The sequence below is a fragment of the Lachnospira pectinoschiza genome (assembly GCF_020564355.1).
Lineage (GTDB): Bacteria > Bacillota > Clostridia > Lachnospirales > Lachnospiraceae > Lachnospira > Lachnospira intestinalis.
This window is the reverse complement of record NZ_JAJCRR010000002.1, coordinates 220575-239548: the sequence shown is the minus strand read 5'-3', so window position 1 is coordinate 239548 and position 18974 is coordinate 220575. Positions and strand designations below refer to the sequence as shown.

The window sequence follows — 18974 nt, the reverse complement described above, 5'->3', positions numbered from 1 at the left end:
CATTTCCTGCTTTACATACAATATTTTTTCATAATATTGACAGCATTATTTTCTATCAGTATTTCACAATGTTCCATGATATATGCCGCTGTTTCCTTTTTCGATGAAACATATCCGCCATATTCCGTTAATAAATCGCAGATATACTGATATTTTTCCTGTGCACATCTTGTACGTTCTACAATATAATAAAAACATGCCTGTTCTTTATGCTTATAAAGACTGTTCTTTAATCCCCATGTCTTTGGACAATTCTGTGCAAATTCCTCTACTGCCTGCATTGATGCAAAACGGTAAATGGCAATCATCTGGCCTTCCTGCTGTTTTGCTGTTTTTTTCAGCTTATTTTTAAGCTGCTCCTCTAATTTTTCTACCGGAACAAACGGTGCTGACTTGATTGCATCACCGGCATCTTCTTTTTTAATAACATTGCTGCCCGCATCGTGGATATCCGATAAAATCCTGTCTGTCATCATCTTTCCTGCATTTCTGATCATATCGCTGAATTCATCGTGTCCGGACGAAATAGTGAGCAGGATGGTATGATTTGGCTGTGGTGCCAGCTGTAAAGACATCACACCGCCATCCATCATAATGCCAATTGATTTCTGTGCTTCTTCTAATATTACATCGAGCAGTCCGTGAATCTTCTTTGTATCATTTCTAAAAAAATCATCCAGTGAAATATTGTTATCTTCTAAATCATCTTCATCTAATAAACACTGGAATTTCGTATCATCTATTCTTTTAAATTCCATAAAAACTCCATTTCCGGGCAGCATTGCTTCCGCTGCCTGCTGTATACAAAATTATTTTAACACAGAATACAAAACAAAAAAATCCTAAAAATATAAAATTTTTATATTTTTCTGTCAAAACATGTCCCTCGCTCCGTTTTCCGGTTTTTAAAATATTGGCACCCTTGAAAATCTGCATAACTTAAAAAGACGGCTGTGCAAAACACAGCCGCCCTGACCTCGTTATGTATTACGATTAGTTATTGATTAACTTATCTGATTCATCATTCCAGCTATAAAGCTTTCTGATTTCTTCACCAACAGCTTCTGATGGATGTTCTGAAGCTAACTTTCTCATAGCCTTGAAGTGAACCTGTCCACCTGCTTCTGACATATCTAATAAGAATTCCTTCGCAAATGTACCATCCTGGATATCAGAAAGAATTTTCTTCATAGCCTTCTTTGTATCCTCTGTGATAATCTTAGGACCTGTAATGTAATCACCATATTCTGCTGTGTTAGAGATAGAATATCTCATTCCTGCAAAACCTGACTGATAGATTAAGTCAACGATTAACTTCATTTCATGGATACATTCAAAGTATGCATTTCTTGGATCATATCCGGCTTCGCAGAGTGTTTCAAAACCAGCCTGCATTAATGCGCAAACACCACCGCAAAGAACTGCCTGCTCACCAAAAAGGTCTGTTTCTGTTTCTGTTCTGAATGTAGTTTCAAGAACACCGGCTCTTGCTCCTCCGATACCCTGTGCATAAGCCAGTGCCATATCAAGTGCCTTACCTGTTGCATCCTGTTCAACAGCTACAAGACAAGGTGTACCCTTACCTGCCTGATATTCAGAACGTACTGTATGTCCAGGAGCCTTTGGTGCGATCATTGTAACATCTACGCCCTTAGGAGCCTTAATCAGACCAAAATGAATGTTGAAACCATGAGCGAACATTAACATATTGCCCGGTTCAAGATTTGGTTCGATTGATTCCTTATATAACTTAGCCTGTTTTTCATCATTAATCAGAATCATAATAATATCGGCTCTCTTAGCTGCATCTGCTGCTGTGAATACTTCAAAGCCCTGCTCCTCAGCTCTCTTCCATGACTTAGAACCCTCGTAAAGACCGATAATGACCTTGCATCCTGAATCCTTTAAGTTTAAAGCATGTGCATGACCCTGGCTGCCATAACCGATAATGGCGATTGTCTTACCGTCAAGTAATGATAAATTACAATCCTGCTGATAAAAAATTCTTGCTTCTGCCATTTTACAATTACCTCCGTATGATAACTAAAATATTTATTTTAAATTTGCAGCGCCTCTTGCAAGTCCGGTAATACCTGTTCTTGCGAGTTCTGTAATTTTAAAACCATTAAGTAACTCAATAAACGCATTCAGCTTATTCTGTGCGCCAGTCAGTTCAATAATTACCGACTCCGGCGATACATCTACAATTTTTGCACGGAAGACATCACTGATTGCAATAATCTCCTGACGGTGCGCTGCATCACATTCTACTTTAACCAGAACAAGTTCCCTGCACACAGATGCATCCTGTGGAAGTTCCATAATTTCTTTTACATCCACCAGCTTTGTAAGCTGCTTCTGAATCTGCTCTAAAACATCGTCATCCCCGGTAACGGTAACCGTCATGCGGGAATACTTCGGATCCTGTGTTTCACCTACTGTAAGGCTGTCTATATTGTAACCTCTTCTGCTGAATAACCCTGCCACACGGCTTAATACGCCGGATGAATTTTCAACAAGAATAGAAAAAACTGCATGTCTCATCTTTTCCCTCCATTTTCAGAACCCTGTCAGAACTTTACTGGCAGTTTGATTTTCCAAATATTGTGGAATTTTGTCACTCACAATATTGTAGCAACTGCTTTGCCACTTGTCAATAAGCAAATGCCCGCCCCGAGCATTTTGCACATTTCCATATCATGTGTAACGGAAATAACCGTTCTGCCTCTCTGCTCCGACAGGATATATTCTGCGGCTTTTTTGCTGTTCCGGCTGTCAAGCCCTGTAAACGGCTCATCTAACAGTACAATCTCACTGTCTGCCGCCATCGCCCGCACCAGTGCCACACGCCGTTTCATGCCGCCGCTGTATTCTCTGACAGGCTTTAAAAGTGCTTCTTTGGGAAGAAGCTGCAAAAGCTGTTCATATGCACATTTTCCTGCATTCCTGTCTTTTATCACCAGCGCCGTATTTTCAACAGCATTTAAATGTTCTATCAGACGGTTCTCCTGAAAAACCGCCGATACTTTATCAAACCCGGTAATAATACCGGAATCTGCCTTTTCAAGCCCCATAAGCAGTCTTAAAAGCGTTGTTTTCCCTGCTCCGGATTCTCCCATAATACAGGTTATGCCACCTGGTGTAAAAGCATACGAAAAATCCTGCAGAACCACTGCCTGTCCATAACTTTTATATATATGTTCCATCCTCAGCTTCTGCATCTGTCCTGTTCCTTCCCGCTGCCATGTATATCACCTGATATTACCCTGCCGCACTGCCTGATCAGCGCAACAGCCAGCTTCTCAAACAGAAAACTGATGCACATAATCGTAATACTCCACGCAAATAATTCCGGCATCATCAGATACAGTTTTGCATAATACAGCTCTTCCCCGATGGAATTTTTCACCAGTCCGATTACCTCCGCAGACACTCCCGCTTTCCAGCACATGCCTGCTGCCGTTTTGACTGCCGCATTTAGAAACGGCATAATCTGCGGCACATAAATATAACGCACCTTTTTTACCGGTGAAAGTTCAAAAACCGCCGCCATTTCAAGCAGTTTTGTATCCGCTGCACAAGCACCTTCAAGCACTGCCTGATAAACCATTGGAAATACAACCATAAATCCAATCGTAACCGCCGCATTCTGCGAACCGAACCAGATCAGCATCACAATAATAAATGCTGCCACCGGCAGAGCCTTCATCAATAACACCAACGGTTCCAAAAAGGACTGCACACCTTTTTTTACCGCTGCAATACTGCCCAGTACCAGTCCCGCCAGCAGCGCAGCCAAAAAACCGGCACTGATTTTAATAAAGCTGTGAAAAACGACCCGGTAAAATGCACGCGTACAAAGGGCTTTTCCAAGCGCCAAAAAAACAGTAACAGGACCCGGCAGAAGAAACGCCAGTCCTGTTACACTGCTTGCAATCTGCCAGATTACCAGCCAGATTCCAATAATTCCTGCTTTTTTTATAATAGAAAGCATTCTATTTCTGCTCATAGAATTTTTTATATACATCTGCAATCGCCTTTACTACACTGTAAATCGCCGAAATATCATCCTGACACCACTTTCTGCGGTTTGCGCCGAATATATCAAATTCAAAAACTGCCCACAGCTGTCCATTTAACATGCATGAAAACTGCAGCGCCGAACCAATATTATTCTGCTTAAAATGTTCGTAAACCTGTGGATACTCAACTGCTATGGATGCGGTATTATTAATCACGTGAATATGATGCTCATCAAAACGTGCAAGATACTTCTCTTCCGACAGACAAAGCTGTGTTCCCGGCTCTTTTTCATAATGCCCCAGCGTTTTCCGGCATTCCATGGACGGTGCCTTATAAATCGTCATGCCATGAATATTCATCTTATCCATAAGCTCCATCAGCACTTCCTCTGCCACATCCATACCGCCGTTGAAAACTTTCAGCATCAGATTCGTTGACAGCTCCACCTTATCAATCGGACGCATAAAATCAACACCCGCTGTCTTTTTATGACAGTATCCGTCTTCTGTCAGCAGATGTCCGTGTTTTTCCTTATCATATACGATAAACCGGTCTTTTCCCTTTTCTTTGGCAATATACAATGCACCGTCTGCGATTTTAAACAGTGTTTCATAATCCGTTCCATCTTTTCCGTACTGGGAAATACCGATGGATGCTGAAAATTCATAATCCGGCTTTTCCTGTGCCAGATCCACTTTCAGCTTTTTGCGGACCGCCTTTAGCAGACTTCTCAAAGTATCTTCTCCGTTTGCTTCTTTTAGCAGTACTAAAAATTCATCGCCGCCGATTCTGCCTACCAATCCACGGTTTGCCACTGCGCGGTTCAGCTCTGTCGCCAGATGCTTAATAACCTCATCACCGAAATAGTGTCCATAGGTATCATTGACCTGTTTAAAGTCATCGATATCCCACACCATCAGATACATACTGTGGTCACAGCCCGCCACATTGGCAAGATTAATCGCTGCCGTTGCTTCATCTGTCACCGTTTTTTTATTCAGGACTCCTGTTGCGGAATCCTGATTGACAACTGCCGAATCCAGTAAAATGTCTGTACCTGTCATACGGTTTCCCTGCTCTGTAATCAATCCTATGGTAAGCACACGTTCTTCTCCATTATAAATGGTCTGTCCCCTGAAACGCAGAACATCCATGCGTTCCCCTTTAGACATCAGTGTTGTACGCAGGGTCGTCGCAAAGCTTTCAGAGCCTGCCTGTATATTATCACAGAGCTGTCTGAATGCCGCCTGCTGTTTTTCATCAATAAAGCCCAGACGCATCATGCGTTCTTCCCATGCTTTTAAATCGTCTTTTTCAATAATCTCAGAACGGTTGTTGACATAACAGTATATTGTAAAAATTCCGGTGTGGTGATTATATTCAAACATTTTATCCTGAATCATATTCATCACTGCACGATATTTCCGGATACGATCCATATACAAACCAAACCTGGCACTGACCAGACAAATATCCTTCAAGTGAATATTGGTCATCTGCTCCGATTTTACCTGTTCATTATTTTTTTCCAGCATAAACCAGCGATATGAATCATTTGCGGTCATACACCGTACAACCGCATAAGCTGCAACATCTTCCGATTCCATAAACGATTCGAAATCCTGACGATCCTTTGGATGTATAAGCATATTAAATGTATAAAGTGTTTTTTCCCCAAACAGCCTGTAAAAACGTTCATCGCCCATTACAACTGCAAAATTATTGCTTAATGTAAAATTTGCCTCCGGTGTTCCACTTTCTGTTTTTCCGTCTATTTCCCCAGACATTTTGACACCCCCTTTGCCACTCATGCGGCTTTAAGATTACATTTTCCTTATAGCCACAGCTTTACGATGCAAATGTCACCTCTAATGCCTGCTGAATATCATCAATAATATCCGCCACATTTTCAATGCCCACTGAAAGACGGATTAAATCCGGCTGAACGCCTGCCTCTGCAAGCTGTTCGTCACTTAACTGTCTGTGTGTATGGCTTGCAGGATGAAGAACAGATGTCCTTGCATCCGCAACGTGGGTTACAATGGCAATCATTTTTAAATGATCCATGAATTTCACTGCCGTTGCCCTGTCACCCTTTAAACCAAAGGAAATAACCCCACATGTACCATTAGGCATATATTTCTGCTGTAATGCGTGATATTTACTGCTTTCCAGATCTGCGTAATTAACCCATGCCACATGCTCATTGTTCTCTAAAAATTTTGCTACCGCAAGCGCATTACTGCAATGTCTTTCCATGCGCAGCGCCAGCGTTTCCAGACCGAGATTAATTAAGAACGCATTTTCCGGTGACTGTACAGACCCCAGATCACGCATCAGCTGGCTGGTTGCCTTGGTAATGTAAGCCCCTTTGCCAAAACGCTGTGTATAAATCACGCCGTGATAAGATTCATCCGGTGTTGTCAGTCCCGGAAACTTATCTGCATATTTTTCCCAGTCAAAATTACCGCTGTCTACGATACAGCCGCCGATTGTTGCTGCATGTCCATCCATATACTTTGTCGTCGCATGTGTCACAATATCCACGCCAAAGTCAAACGCATGACAGTTAACCGGTGTTGCAAAGGTATTGTCTACAATAAACGGTACACCGTTTTTATGGGCAAGCTTTGCAAACTTTTCCAAATCAAGAACAACGAGTGCCGGATTGGCAATCGTTTCGCCAAAAATACACTTTGTATTCGGACGGAACGCCGCCTGAATCTCTTCCTCTGTTGCTTCAGGATCTACAAATGTCACATCAATTCCCAGTTTTTTCATTGTTACACCAAACAGGTTAAACGTACCGCCATAGATGGCTGACGTACTGATAAAGTGATCACCCGCTTCACAGATATTAAACACTGCGTAGAAATTGGCAGCCTGACCGGAGGCTGTCAGCATCGCCGCATAACCTCCCTCTAAATCACAAATCTTTTTCGCAACATAATCATTCGTGGGATTCTGTAATCTTGAATAAAAATATCCTTCCTTTTCCAGATCAAACAATGCACCCATCTCATCACTGGACTCATACTTAAACGTTGTACTCTGGATAATCGGAAGAATTCTCGGTTCTCCATTCTTTGGCTCCCATCCGCTCTGAATACACTTTGTTTCAATTCTGTAATTACTCATTTTCTGTTGTCTGCTCCTTCTCCTGTATTTTTGTCACTCTGACTTTGCGAATCATCTTGTCTGCGACCTCTGCCACATCAAACAGATATCCGCCGCATTCCATTTGAAACTGCTCCTGTTCTTCCGGAATCTTTCCAAGCTTATATATCATATAGCCATTAATTGTATCAATATCTTCACATTCAAAATGAATATTAAACAATTCTTCCAGTTCTTCCAAAGTTGTCTGACCGTCAATCATATACGAACCGTCATCCATACGGCTGATCAGCTCTTCTTCCTCATCATATTCATCCTGAATATTTCCTACAATTTCCTCAAGAATATCTTCCATCGTTACAATGCCTGCGGTCTGTCCGTATTCATCAACAACAACCGCTATATGTACCTTTTTAGATTGCATTTCTTTAAACAACAGACTGATATTTCTTGTTTCAGGTATGTAATACGCATCAAAAAGCACCTGGTCTTTGATTTCTGACAGCTGTTTACAGCGTTTTTGTTCGTCTACATATACTTTTAATAAATCCCGTATATGCAAAATTCCCATAATATTATCAATATCCCCATCTATCACCGGATAACGGGAATAACTTTCATTCATAATGAAATCAAAAGCTTCCTGTACGGTCGCCGTACTGTCAATTGCTGCAATGCTTTTACGGTGTGTCATGACATCCTGTGCCTGTTTTTCACCGAATTCAAAAATATTGTTAATCATCTCGGCTTCATTTTCATTCAGTACACCATGTTCATGTCCTTCATTGACCATGTCTTTGATTTCTTCACCGGTTACATCATCATCTCTTTTCCCTCTTGTTCCAAGCTTACGGAATAAAGCTGAAAGCAGTCCTTCGTTCCCATCCGCGGGGTGCGCATCATTCATTTTAAATTTTCCTTCCTTTATAAATCTCTTTTTGTAAAATTTCTGACATTATACCAGAATCATTATAAATTCGTTAACAATTATATCATATACATCCTTATATAGTCAATAAATACAGCCTGCCAGTCGCGCCATAAGGCGCATTTATTTACGTCCTGCCAGGCTGTTCCCCATTTCAAGACTAATATAAAGTGCCTTATTCACCTGACTGATAATTTCATTGTCTAAATGACACACTTTATCCTTTAATCTTTTTTTATCAATTGTCCGCAGCTGTTCTAAAAGAATCACTGAATCTTTGACAATATCATACCGCATGGAATCAATCTCTACATGGGTAGGCAGCTTTGCCTTGTTCATTTTTGATGTAATTGCAGCACAGATAACTGTCGGGCTGTGTTTGTTTCCTGTATCGTTCTGTATGATAAGCACCGGTCTGACACCGCCCTGTTCCGAACCGACAACCGGTCTTAAATCCGCATAAAAAATATCTCCTCGTCTGATTACCAAAATTATTCACACTCCCCAAAGCACTTTTTGTTTATATGCTTAGTATTTCCAGCTTGCGGGCGTGTATTCATTTTTTATAAATTTTTCAAATTCCAGTTTTCGCGGAAACAGTCATGTGTTCCGATATATTCTCCGTTCAGATAATAGCTGCGTGGAATCCGCTTGCCCAGATCGCAGACAAATTCATAATTAAATGTACCTGCCAGTGCTGCGATTTCTTCCACTGTAATCTCTGCATCACCATCTTTTCCAATCAACGTGACAATATCCGCTCTTGTGACATTTTTAATATCCGTTACGTCTACCATCATCTGATCCATGCAGACCCTGCCGACAATCGGGGCTTTCTGACCCCGGACCAAAACATATCCTTTAGACGATAAAGCCCTTGGATAACCGTCACCATAACCGACTGAAACGGTCGCAAGCTTTGTGGTTCTTGTCGTTGTAAATGTACCGCCGTAGCTGACCTTTTCGCCTGCCGGAATTTCTTTTACCATCGTAATATGGCTTTTTAAATCCAGTGCCGGGAATAATTCCACCTTTTCTTTTTTGACCTCATCTGACGGATACATGCCATACATGGCAATTCCCAGTCTTACCATATCCAGGTCCACCTGCGGCATATCAATCACTGCCGCACTGTTTGCACAGTGTCTGTATGTAAAATGGATTCCTTCTTTTTCAAGACGTCCTGTAAAATCCATAAATAATTTAAACTGATGTTCTGCCGATGTCTTGTCAGTTTCATCCGATGCCGCAAAATGTGTAAAAATGCCGTCTGCGGACAATTCCTTTAATGCCGTAATCTGCTTTACAATGGCAATACCATTCTCATCCGGTTCCAGTCCGATTCTTCGCATACCGGTATCAACTTTGATATGGCAGTGTGCCTGTTTTTTCTGCACCCTTGCAGCATCTGCAAGTAATTGTGCCGTTTCCACATCAAATACGGTTGCCGTAATTTCATGGGATACCAGAATATCAAACTCGTACGGATCTACATACCCCAGCACCAGAATCGGCTTTTTCACACCGTTTTCACGCAGATTGACTGCTTCATCAAGTGTTGCCACGGCATAGCCCGTTACTTTTTGCGCAACTGCTTTTGCCACTGCGACATCGCCGTGTCCGTAGCCGTCTGCCTTTACAACTGCAAGTGCGCCCGTATTTTCCTTTGTCAGTGCCATCAGATTATCAACATTTTTCACAATAGCATCTAAATTAATTTCTGCATATACTCTATAATACTTATTATTCTTCATTTTCCTTTTCCTCAGACTTATGTATTTGCTTCTTAGTATTATACAACAACTTCAAAAAATGTCTAGTTCTCTTTAAGCACATTTGCCACTGCATCTGCAATGTCCATGGCTTTCATGCCTGCATTGCCAAATCTGTCTGCTGCCGCATCGCCTGCCCTGCCATGCAGATAGACCCCCATGCAGATTTTTTCAAAAAATTCGTATGAAGCATTTTCTTTTCCGTTCTTCTGTGTCCGCCCGGCAAGCACGCTCCCTGCAAGAATCCCCGTAAGCGTATCGCCTGCGCCTGCCGTTGACATACCGGAGTTGCCGGAAGTATTAATATAAATGCGGCTACCATCCGATACGACCGTTGCCGCATCTTTTAAAACGCAGACTCCGCACAGTTTTTGTGCCAGCTCCTTTGCGGATTCACAGGACGTTTCTTTTAACTGAGCGATACTTTTGCCGGACAGTCTTGCTGCTTCCCCCATATGCGGCGTATACACGTACTGCTTGGAGCTGCCTTCATTCTCTGCAATCCCGCTTAACAGTTTTCTGTTTTCAGCAATGATGTTTAATGCGTCTGCATCCAGAAGCACCGGAAGCCTTTTTTCTCTTTTAGGCTGATAGGCTATCATCTCGGCTACAATTTCTTTTGCCGTATCTGATTTGGAAAGCCCCGGTCCTGCCACCACGCAGTCTGCCCAGTCCAGCTCCCCTGCAAGCTTTTCTTTTATATCTGCGGTATCTTTATATGTTACCATAACCGCTTCCGGCACATGCGTTAATACAACGGTACGGTTGTTTTCGTGTGTGAAAACTTTCACAAGTCCGCAGCCGGTACGGTATGCCGCCCTTGCAGAAAGTGCTGCCGCTCCCGCCATATTTTCAGAGCCTGCCACAATCAGCAGCTTTCCGTAGCTGCCCTTATTCGTATCCGCCGGACGGTCAAAAAAAGCCGCAATGTCTGTATCTTCCATTGTAAATGCCGCCTGCTCCCAGATTTCTGGAATTGTGCGGACGTCGGCAAAACCGGCATTGGCAACACACAGTTCTCCTGCGTATTTTCTTCCCGGATACAGGCACAGCCCGCATTTTGCAAAGCCGAAGGTGACCGTCATGTCTGCCCTTACGGCACAGCCCATGACCTGTCCGTCCCCGGCATTAATTCCCGATGGCGTATCTACTGCCACAATCAGGCTTCCCGTATCCTTTGCCGCATTGATTTTTGCAATAATCTGTTCATATCTGCCTGTAATTGTTCTTGATAAACCGATGCCAAAAACAGCATCTATAATACAATTATATTCACCAGCAGGAATGTCGTTCACAAACACAATTCCCAGTTTCTGCAAAATCGCACGCTGCCGATTTAACTCTTCTGTTCCTTTTCCTTCCTCTGCTGTCGTATACACCTCTGCCGAAATTCCACGTTCTGTCAGCTGACGTGCTACCGCCATGCCATCCGCACCGTTATTGCCGCTTCCGCACACGCACAGCACCTTATCCGTCTTTTTAATCTTTTCAAGCACCGCCTCCGTCACACAAAGTGCCGCCCGCTCCATCAAAACCAGTGAAGGAATCCCCACCTCCTGAATCGAATACACATCAATCATTTTCATCTGCGCACCATTCATTAATTTCTTCATAAACACCCTCCTGCCCTGTAAAACAAAAAGCCGCCATACGGACTTCTTCCCGCACAGCAGCTTTCTTCTATTCATCATTCTCATTTAACCGGTCTAATTCACTCATGATTTCAGGACCTAAGATCGCATGCATATAAGAATACATCTGCTCGTTCATATCCTCTTTGTCCTGCTTGACCAGTAAATTTTTCTTAAGTTTAATCCGCGTGTCTTCAATCCATGCTTCCAGCCGCTCCAGGTCTTTATTGTTGCGGTTGATTTTTTCATAACACATTTTGACTGTTTCAAAAAAAAGATGCATGTTTGCTATGCGAAGTTTTTTAGGCACTTCGTCCGATTCATCTTCTAGCTGGGAGATTTTATCTCTTGCTTCATAAATCAGCCGCTGGCTTTCATCCATAATTTTCTGCTTTTTCGGATCTTCGTCATTCTGGTTCATATGATTAACAATGCCCCGGAACAATCCTTTCCTAATCTTTTTTACCTGAATCAGGTCTTCGTTGACCTGCCCCTGTTTTTTGAGCAGTTCATTGACACGTTTTTCCCAGTAACGGATTTCATCCGTTTTTACAGATTCCGGCACAAGTCTGTACCACCGTTGGTCAAGCGTTAAAATCGGCAGATTTTTCAAAGCCGCATTATCCTTCATTGCCTTATATGTAAGCTGTGCCATCCGCTATTCCCCCTTTGTAAATCTTTTTCTACCGTCCTTCATTTGCAATGGTATACGAAAGGCGCATCAGGCTTTCTGATAAATGTACATTTTCAACAATGACTTCATCCGGAAGATTCAAATCTGTATGGGCAAAATTCCAGATTGCCTTAATTCCGGCATCTGCTACCAGCTTACCGACTTCTTTTGCTGCTTTTTTGGGAATCGTCAGTGCTACAATCTCGATTTCATTTCTCTTAATAAAATCAGAAACGGCATCCATCATCATCACCGGGATTCCACGGATTGTCTTTCCTTCCATCTCCGGATTGTTATCAAAGACTCCTTTAATCACAAATCCACGTTTTTCAAAGTCCTCATAATTGACAATTGCCTGACCTAAGTTACCCGCACCAATAATAATCATATTATGCGGGCGGTCAATTCCTAAAATTTTGGCAATTTCATCATAAAGATACTTCACATTATAACCGTAACCCTGCTGTCCAAAGCCGCCAAAATTGTTTAAATCCTGACGAATCTGTGAAGCGGTTACTTTCATCTTTGCACTTAATTCCTTTGAAGATATTCTCTGTACTCCGCTCTCATTCAGTTCGCCCAGATATCTGTAATATCGTGGCAGACGTCTGATTACCGCAGCTGATATCTTTTTTGTTTCTTCCATACTCATGTCACCATGCTTTCTTTTCAATGTATCTTCGGATACCAGGGTCAAAAGGTCTGAACCCACATGAGCTTGCTCATATGTGGGTGAACGACCTTGGGACCCGCCCGCTATAAGCATAAAAGTGGGATGAAATCCCACGATATGCGAATAGCGGGCCGGATTGTGAGAGTGCGCAGCACGAAACAATCCGTGATTATTATAATACTTTTTATTATATCACCCCAGCACTCTTTTTGCAATATCTACGGATTCCTTGGCATCCTTTGCATAAAAGTCGGCATGAATTTCTTTGGCATATTCCGGTGTCAGAACCGCACCGCCTACCATAATTTTGCAATCCAGCTCATTTTCATGAAGCAGTTCAATCGTCTTTTTCATGGAAACGAGTGTCGTTGTCATCAGAGCAGAAAGTCCGACCAGCTTGACATCATTTTCACGGACTGCATCAACGACCGCCTGATATTCCACGTCTTTTCCGAGGTCAATCACGTCATAGCCGTAATTTTCAAGCAGAACCTTTACAATATTTTTACCGATGTCGTGAATATCACCTTTGACGGTTGCAATGACGATTTTGCCTTTGCTGACCGGTGCGGCGTTACTCTGCACCATATGTTCACGAATGACTTCAAACGCCGCCTGTGCAACGGAAGCTGCCATAATCAGCTGCGGCAGGAACAGCGTTCCCTTTTCAAAGTCCTCGCCGATTTTATCCAGTGCCGGAATCAGCACTTCATTGACAATTACCATGGAGTCATTGTCTTTTAACAGTTCTCTTGTGAGGTTCGCACCCTCATTTTTTAAGCCTGCATAAACCGCATGGAATAACTGCTCTTTACAGTCACCTGCCGGTACAGCTGCCGTCTGTGCACCCGCCGGTGCCGCACTGCCTGCCGCACCTGTGCTTCCCGCTGCCGGTTTTGCCGCCGGATTGATTTTTTCAACCTTTGGCATATTGGCATAGGCTTTAATATAATCCACTGAATTTTTATCAATATTGGCAAGCAGTTTGTAAGCTCTGACCGCCCCCGTCATTTCCGGAATATTCGGATTGATAATTGGAAGGTCTAAGCCGTTTTGCAGCGCCATGGTTAAGAAAATGTGGTTGACTAACACTCTGTTTGGCAGACCGAAGGAAATGTTTGACACGCCCAGTACGGTTTTTAAGCCTAACTCATGTTTTACACGGTAAACTGCATTTAACGTTTCCATAACACCTTCCTGCTCTGCGGAAGCCGTCAGTGTCAGACAGTCAATATAGACATTTTCCTTTGGAATACCGATTGCCTGCGCACGCTCTAAAATACGCTGTGCAATCTTAAAACGGTCTTCTGCCTTTGGCGGGATTCCATTCTCATCCAGTGTAAGACCGACAACTGCCGCACCGTATTTTTTTACAAGCGGAAGCACTGCCTTTAAGGACTTTTCCTCGCCGTTGACCGAATTGACAATCGGCTTTCCGTTGTATACACGGAGTGCCGCATCTAATACTTCCGGAATCGTGGAATCCACCTGTAACGGTACATCAACAATTGCCTGAATAGACTTTACGGCAGAAATCATCATTTCTTTTTCATCAATTCCCGGCAGTCCGACATTAACATCGAGAATATCCGCACCCGCACCAATCTGCTCCAATGCCTGATTTAAAATGTAGTCCATATCGCCGCGCAGCAGGGCTTCCTTAAACAGCTTCTTACCGGTCGGATTGATACGTTCCCCGATGATACGCGGTTCCGTAATTGTCACTGCCTTTGTAGGTGAGCAGACTGCTGCCGGAATTTCCTTTTCATGCCAGAAACCTGCATTGCCGTCCGTATGCAGCATTTCGGATACACAGCGGATAAAATCCGGTGTTGTACCACAGCAGCCGCCGAATACTTTAATGCCGTATTTGCGCAGGTTCTTCATCATCTGTGCAAATTCTTCCGGCGATACATTGTATTCATTGGTAACAGGGTCGGGAAGTCCCGCATTCGGTTTCACGATAATCGGCAGGTTTGTCCACTCGGAAAGCTTTGCAACGACCGGCTCTAATTCTGCCGGTCCTAACGAACAGTTGACACCCAGCGCATCTACCCCCAGTCCGCTAAGGGTCAGTGCCATGGATTCAATACAACAGCCTGTGAAAGTTCTCTGATTGATTTCAAAAGTCATTGTAACCGCTACCGGTAAATCCGAATGTTCTTTTGCCGCAAGTACCGCCGCTTTACATTCAAGCAAATCGGTCATGGTTTCAAAAACGACAAGGTCTGCGCCTGCCGCGCTGCCCGCTTCGACGATTTCACGGTACATATCATAAGCTTCTTCAAAAGAAAGTGTACCGGTCGGCTCTAAAAGCTGTCCAATCGGACCAACATCTAAAGCGACAAGTGCCTGCGGATTGACATTTTCACATGCCTGCTTTGCATTTTTAATGGATGCCTTTACAATCTCATCAACACTTTTTCCGCATTCTTCCAGCTTATAACGGTTTGCACCGAATGTGTTGGCATAAATGACATCTGCACCCGCACGCAGATACTTTTCATGAATCCCGACTAAAAGCTGTGGCTGGGTAATACTTAATACTTCCGGTGTTTCGCCCATTTTCATGCCTGCCGCCTGAAGCATTGTTCCCATTGCGCCGTCAAATACAACGTATTCTTTTTTCAAGAGTTCCCTAAAATTTTTATCCATTACAATGACCACCCTTTATTCTGTACTGACATTTTTCTCTCATATTACAGGTCTGACAGCCTCTTGCCACACCTTTTACCGGTTCTTTCGACAGCCCGATAACGGCCGTCACGGACTTTGTCGGAATCAGCATAAATGAACTGCTGACACTTAATCCAATCTGCTTTGGAGCATTGAGCAGTGCCACAAAATCTTTTTGCTGTTCAATCGGCAGATCGCCGTAGCCCAGCCCGAACCGGAACGTCTGATAATACCCTTGTGTCTGTTCTTTTAAAATCTGCTCGAATTTATCACATACCTGCTCGACTGCCACACTTGCAAGGCTGTCCATTACAAATGCTTTCGTAATGTCGGATACCTGTGCAATCCGTAACTGTCTGTCGATTCCGTCCGATATGGTTGCCGCAAAAAATGCTGCCTTTTCACAGCCCTTTAAATGCTTTTTTATAGAATTGCCGCGCAGTATAAAATCCGTGCCTTCCGCACACACGCCCTCCTCACATTCCCTGATGTCAAAAATGCGGTAGACATAACGCGGTCTTGCCTGTGCAAGCACCGTTTTTTCACAGTCTTTCATCAATGCCATAAACGCATCATCCGGAGTCTGCCCGCCGCTTCCAAGATACCGCAGAGCTTCCTGCCTGTTCAGATTGTCTAATTGTATCAGTCTTTCCATATAAAATATTTTCCTATAAATGCTAATATAATGTTATAGCCTTCTTCAAATGAGCCGGCATCAACCCACTCCTGTCTTGTATGCGCACCGCCGCCTCTGTAGCCGCCGAAACTGACCGCCGGGATTCCCATGGACAGCGGGATATTGCAGTCCGTTGAACCACTGCGCCGTACCGGCTCTCGACCCGTATACCGGCAGATGACTTCTGCTGCCGTATCCGCAAGTGCCTTTTGTGCCGCTTCGGGTACACCGTTTCCTGTCGGACGGAAACCGGTCAGTTCATACGATATCTGCACTTTAGCAAACCCCTCTGCATTATTAAAAAAATCAAAAATATTGCAGAGCTGTCCGTCAATCTTTTGCAGTGCCTGTGCATCATCGGAGCGCACTTCTGCAAGAAATGTACACTTTTGTGCAATCGTATTGACCGAGGTACCGCCTTCTATCATTCCGACATTATACGTTGTCTGCGTGCCTTCGCAGGGCTTTATGCGGTAAATTTCATGAATAATTTCTGCCGCCGTTTCAATCGCACCTTTTTGTCCGAAGGCGTGAAATGAATGTCCGCCCGGCGCCGTCACTGTCACACGGTAGCGTTTTGAGCCGACCGCTTTGACACAAACCGCATCACTGCCTAAATCAAATGAAATAACCTCATCTACCTTATCCTTATAATCCTGCATGAGCTGTCGTGTTCCGCGGCAGTTGCCAAGTCCTTCTTCACCGGTGTCGAAAACAAACAGCAGATTCTTTAAAGGTCTACATTTTTGCCCGATAAGTGTCTTCATTACCGCCATTAAAAAGGCGGCATTGCACGTATCATCGCCAATTCCGGGCGCACTCAGGATGTTTGCATTTTTTACTACAGAAATGTCTACATCTTCAAACACGGTATCCATGTGTGCCATAAGTACGGTATAACCGCCCTCCTGCACCTTCATTTCCACAATGACATTGCCTGCCGCATCTGTAAACGGGTGGTATCCCAATTCCTTTAACCAGTCTGTAATGTATTCTGCCCTTTTCTGTTCCCTGCCTGTCGGCGCCGGAATCTGCACCAGCTTAATCAGCAGTTCTTCAATCTCTGCCGCATTCATGATTTACTTGCGTCTTCCCTTCTTCTTTCTGCCGCCCTGTGCCTTTTCGATATTAATGCTTCTGCCCTTAATCTTTGCATTGGACATTGCCTTTAATACTTTATCGGCATGTTTTGCAGGGACTTCTACAAAGGTATAATTGTCAAGCATGTCAATCGCACCGACTAATTTACCCGGCATACCGCTCTCGCCCGCAATCGCACCTAAAATATTGGCTGGCTTGATTTTATCTTTCTTACCCACATTGATAAACAGACGTACCATGCGGTTATCGTCCTCATACATATCAAAATGGACTTCTTCCACATCATCATCTCTGTCAAGCGAATCGCCAATAACCATTTTTAAAAGCGCCGCCGCCATATCCATTGAAGTATAATCTTCATCATTGACATGATTTTCAACCATTTCTATCATATCAGAAATTCCGCCTTCTGCAATGGTTTCCTTAATTTTTTCAAAAAGCACTTCCAGCTTTGTATTCTTTACATCATCTAATGAAGGAATCGGCTTTGCCTTAATCTTTGTTTTACAGTAATGCTCGATATCCTTTAACTTATAAACTTCTTTTCCTGATATAAATGTCAGTGCCAGACCTTCTCTGCCCGCACGGCCTGTTCTTCCGATTCTGTGTACATAGTATTCTTCGTCCTGCGGTAAATCGTAGTTGAATACAATATCCACGTCATCCACATCTATGCCTCTTGCCGCAACATCTGTTGCAATTAAAATCTCAGTCTTTCCATTTCTGAAATCTGCCATCACACGGTCACGCTGTGCCTGCTTCATATCGCCGTGGATTCCGTCGGCAAAGTATCCTCTGCCCTTTAAATCGGAAATGAGTTCGTCTACCTGACGCTTTGTATTACAGAATACGACAGATAATCTCGGATTATAAATGTCAATCAGTCTGCAAAGCACTTCACATTTGTTCTTCGGACGAACTTCGTAATAATACTGTTCAATATTTTCTACCGTCAGTTCTTTTCTGACAACTTTAATGACCTGTGCATCATTCTGGAAACGTTTTGCAATATCCATAATGGCTTTCGGCATCGTTGCGGAGAAAAGCACGGTCTGACGGTCTTTTGGTGTATCGGTAAGAATCGTTTCCATATCTTCACGGAAACCCATGTCTAACATTTCATCGGCTTCATCTAAGATAACCATGGAAACGTGGTCAAACTTTACGGTCTTTCTTCTCATATGGTCCATTACACGTCCCGGTGTACCGACTACAATCTGCACGCCTGCTTTTAATGACTTAATCTGCTTGACAATTTCCTGTCCGCCGTAAACCGGAAGTACCTTAATGTCGCTCATGTACTTGGCAAGCTTTCTGATTTCTTCAGATACCTGCACAGCAAGTTCTCTGGTCGGGCAGAGTACGATTGCCTGCACCTTTTTTAAATCCGGGTCGATTTTCTGTAACATCGGAATGCTGTATGCGGCAGTTTTACCGGTACCGGTCTGTGCCTGTCCGACAACGTCCCTACCTTCAAGCACCGCAGGAATCGCATTTGCCTGAATCGGTGATGCTTCCTCAAATCCCATGTCTTCCACTGCTCTTAATATTCTCTCATCGATATTTAATTCTTCAAATTTCATCTATAATCCTCTATCTGTTTCTACTTAATGAATGTGCAACTTTATAAGTATATACTAAGAACGCGTGCAAAGTCAAAATATTTTTACATGACAACCCCTGTCTTTTCATGTATAATAAATG

The 18974-nt window shown here is 43.3% G+C and carries 17 protein-coding genes; all 17 read right to left on the bottom strand.

What is annotated here, in order from left to right; translation table 11 throughout:
• Positions 1–11 precede the first annotated feature (11 nt).
• Complete coding sequence (locus LI288_RS04350; protein ID WP_227089555.1) at positions 12–758, bottom strand: adaptor protein MecA; 747 nt, start codon at positions 756–758, stop codon at positions 12–14.
• A gap of 235 nt (positions 759–993) precedes the next feature.
• Positions 994–2019, bottom strand: a complete 1026-nt coding sequence (gene ilvC, locus LI288_RS04345) for a ketol-acid reductoisomerase (protein ID WP_227089554.1) — start codon at positions 2017–2019, stop codon at positions 994–996.
• A gap of 33 nt (positions 2020–2052) precedes the next feature.
• Positions 2053–2544, bottom strand: a complete 492-nt coding sequence (gene ilvN / locus LI288_RS04340; protein WP_022432784.1) for an acetolactate synthase small subunit — start codon at positions 2542–2544, stop codon at positions 2053–2055.
• A 77-nt stretch (positions 2545–2621) separates the two neighbouring features.
• Positions 2622–3206 (bottom strand): ATP-binding cassette domain-containing protein, encoded by a 585-nt coding sequence (locus LI288_RS04335; RefSeq protein WP_227089553.1) that lies wholly within the window; start codon positions 3204–3206, stop codon positions 2622–2624.
• Positions 3207–3208: 2 nt separating this feature from the next.
• Positions 3209–3994 (bottom strand): ABC transporter permease, encoded by a 786-nt coding sequence (locus tag LI288_RS04330; protein WP_227089552.1) that lies wholly within the window; start codon positions 3992–3994, stop codon positions 3209–3211.
• Position 3995: 1 nt separating this feature from the next.
• The gene (locus tag LI288_RS04325; protein ID WP_227089551.1) at positions 3996–5810 is read right to left on the bottom strand and encodes a GGDEF domain-containing protein; all 1815 of its coding nucleotides are present in this window, start codon (positions 5808–5810) and stop codon (positions 3996–3998) included.
• A gap of 61 nt (positions 5811–5871) precedes the next feature.
• Complete coding sequence (locus LI288_RS04320; protein ID WP_227089550.1) at positions 5872–7161, bottom strand: O-acetylhomoserine aminocarboxypropyltransferase/cysteine synthase family protein; 1290 nt, start codon at positions 7159–7161, stop codon at positions 5872–5874.
• Positions 7154–8047: a hemolysin family protein gene (locus LI288_RS04315; RefSeq protein WP_022432789.1), complete on the bottom strand. Its 894-nt coding sequence runs from the start codon at positions 8045–8047 to the stop codon at positions 7154–7156. The genes LI288_RS04320 and LI288_RS04315 overlap by 8 nt, the downstream gene beginning before the upstream one ends.
• A gap of 144 nt (positions 8048–8191) precedes the next feature.
• The gene (locus tag LI288_RS04310; RefSeq protein ID WP_022432790.1) at positions 8192–8557 is read right to left on the bottom strand and encodes a type II toxin-antitoxin system PemK/MazF family toxin; all 366 of its coding nucleotides are present in this window, start codon (positions 8555–8557) and stop codon (positions 8192–8194) included.
• 74 nt (positions 8558–8631) lie between these two features.
• The gene (alr, locus tag LI288_RS04305) at positions 8632–9822 is read right to left on the bottom strand and encodes an alanine racemase (RefSeq protein WP_227089549.1); all 1191 of its coding nucleotides are present in this window, start codon (positions 9820–9822) and stop codon (positions 8632–8634) included.
• 62 nt (positions 9823–9884) lie between these two features.
• Positions 9885–11453, bottom strand: a complete 1569-nt coding sequence (locus LI288_RS04300) for an NAD(P)H-hydrate dehydratase (RefSeq protein WP_227089548.1) — start codon at positions 11451–11453, stop codon at positions 9885–9887.
• A gap of 67 nt (positions 11454–11520) precedes the next feature.
• Positions 11521–12126, bottom strand: coding sequence for a hypothetical protein (locus LI288_RS04295; RefSeq protein ID WP_022432793.1), 606 nt, complete (start codon positions 12124–12126; stop codon positions 11521–11523).
• 28 nt (positions 12127–12154) lie between these two features.
• A complete protein-coding gene (locus LI288_RS04290; RefSeq protein WP_436970244.1) occupies positions 12155–12796 on the bottom strand; it encodes a redox-sensing transcriptional repressor Rex in 642 nt (213 codons plus the stop codon).
• Positions 12797–13009: 213 nt separating this feature from the next.
• Positions 13010–15472, bottom strand: coding sequence for a homocysteine S-methyltransferase family protein (locus tag LI288_RS04285; RefSeq protein WP_227089546.1), 2463 nt, complete (start codon positions 15470–15472; stop codon positions 13010–13012).
• Positions 15465–16148, bottom strand: coding sequence for a vitamin B12 dependent-methionine synthase activation domain-containing protein (locus LI288_RS04280; RefSeq protein ID WP_227089545.1), 684 nt, complete (start codon positions 16146–16148; stop codon positions 15465–15467). The genes LI288_RS04285 and LI288_RS04280 overlap by 8 nt, the downstream gene beginning before the upstream one ends.
• The gene (locus LI288_RS04275) at positions 16136–17245 is read right to left on the bottom strand and encodes a M20/M25/M40 family metallo-hydrolase (RefSeq protein WP_227089544.1); all 1110 of its coding nucleotides are present in this window, start codon (positions 17243–17245) and stop codon (positions 16136–16138) included. Before LI288_RS04275 ends, LI288_RS04280 begins: the two co-directional genes overlap by 13 nt.
• A 3-nt stretch (positions 17246–17248) precedes the next feature.
• Positions 17249–18853, bottom strand: coding sequence for a DEAD/DEAH box helicase (locus LI288_RS04270; protein WP_022432798.1), 1605 nt, complete (start codon positions 18851–18853; stop codon positions 17249–17251).
• Between the last annotated feature and the right edge of the window lie 121 nt (positions 18854–18974).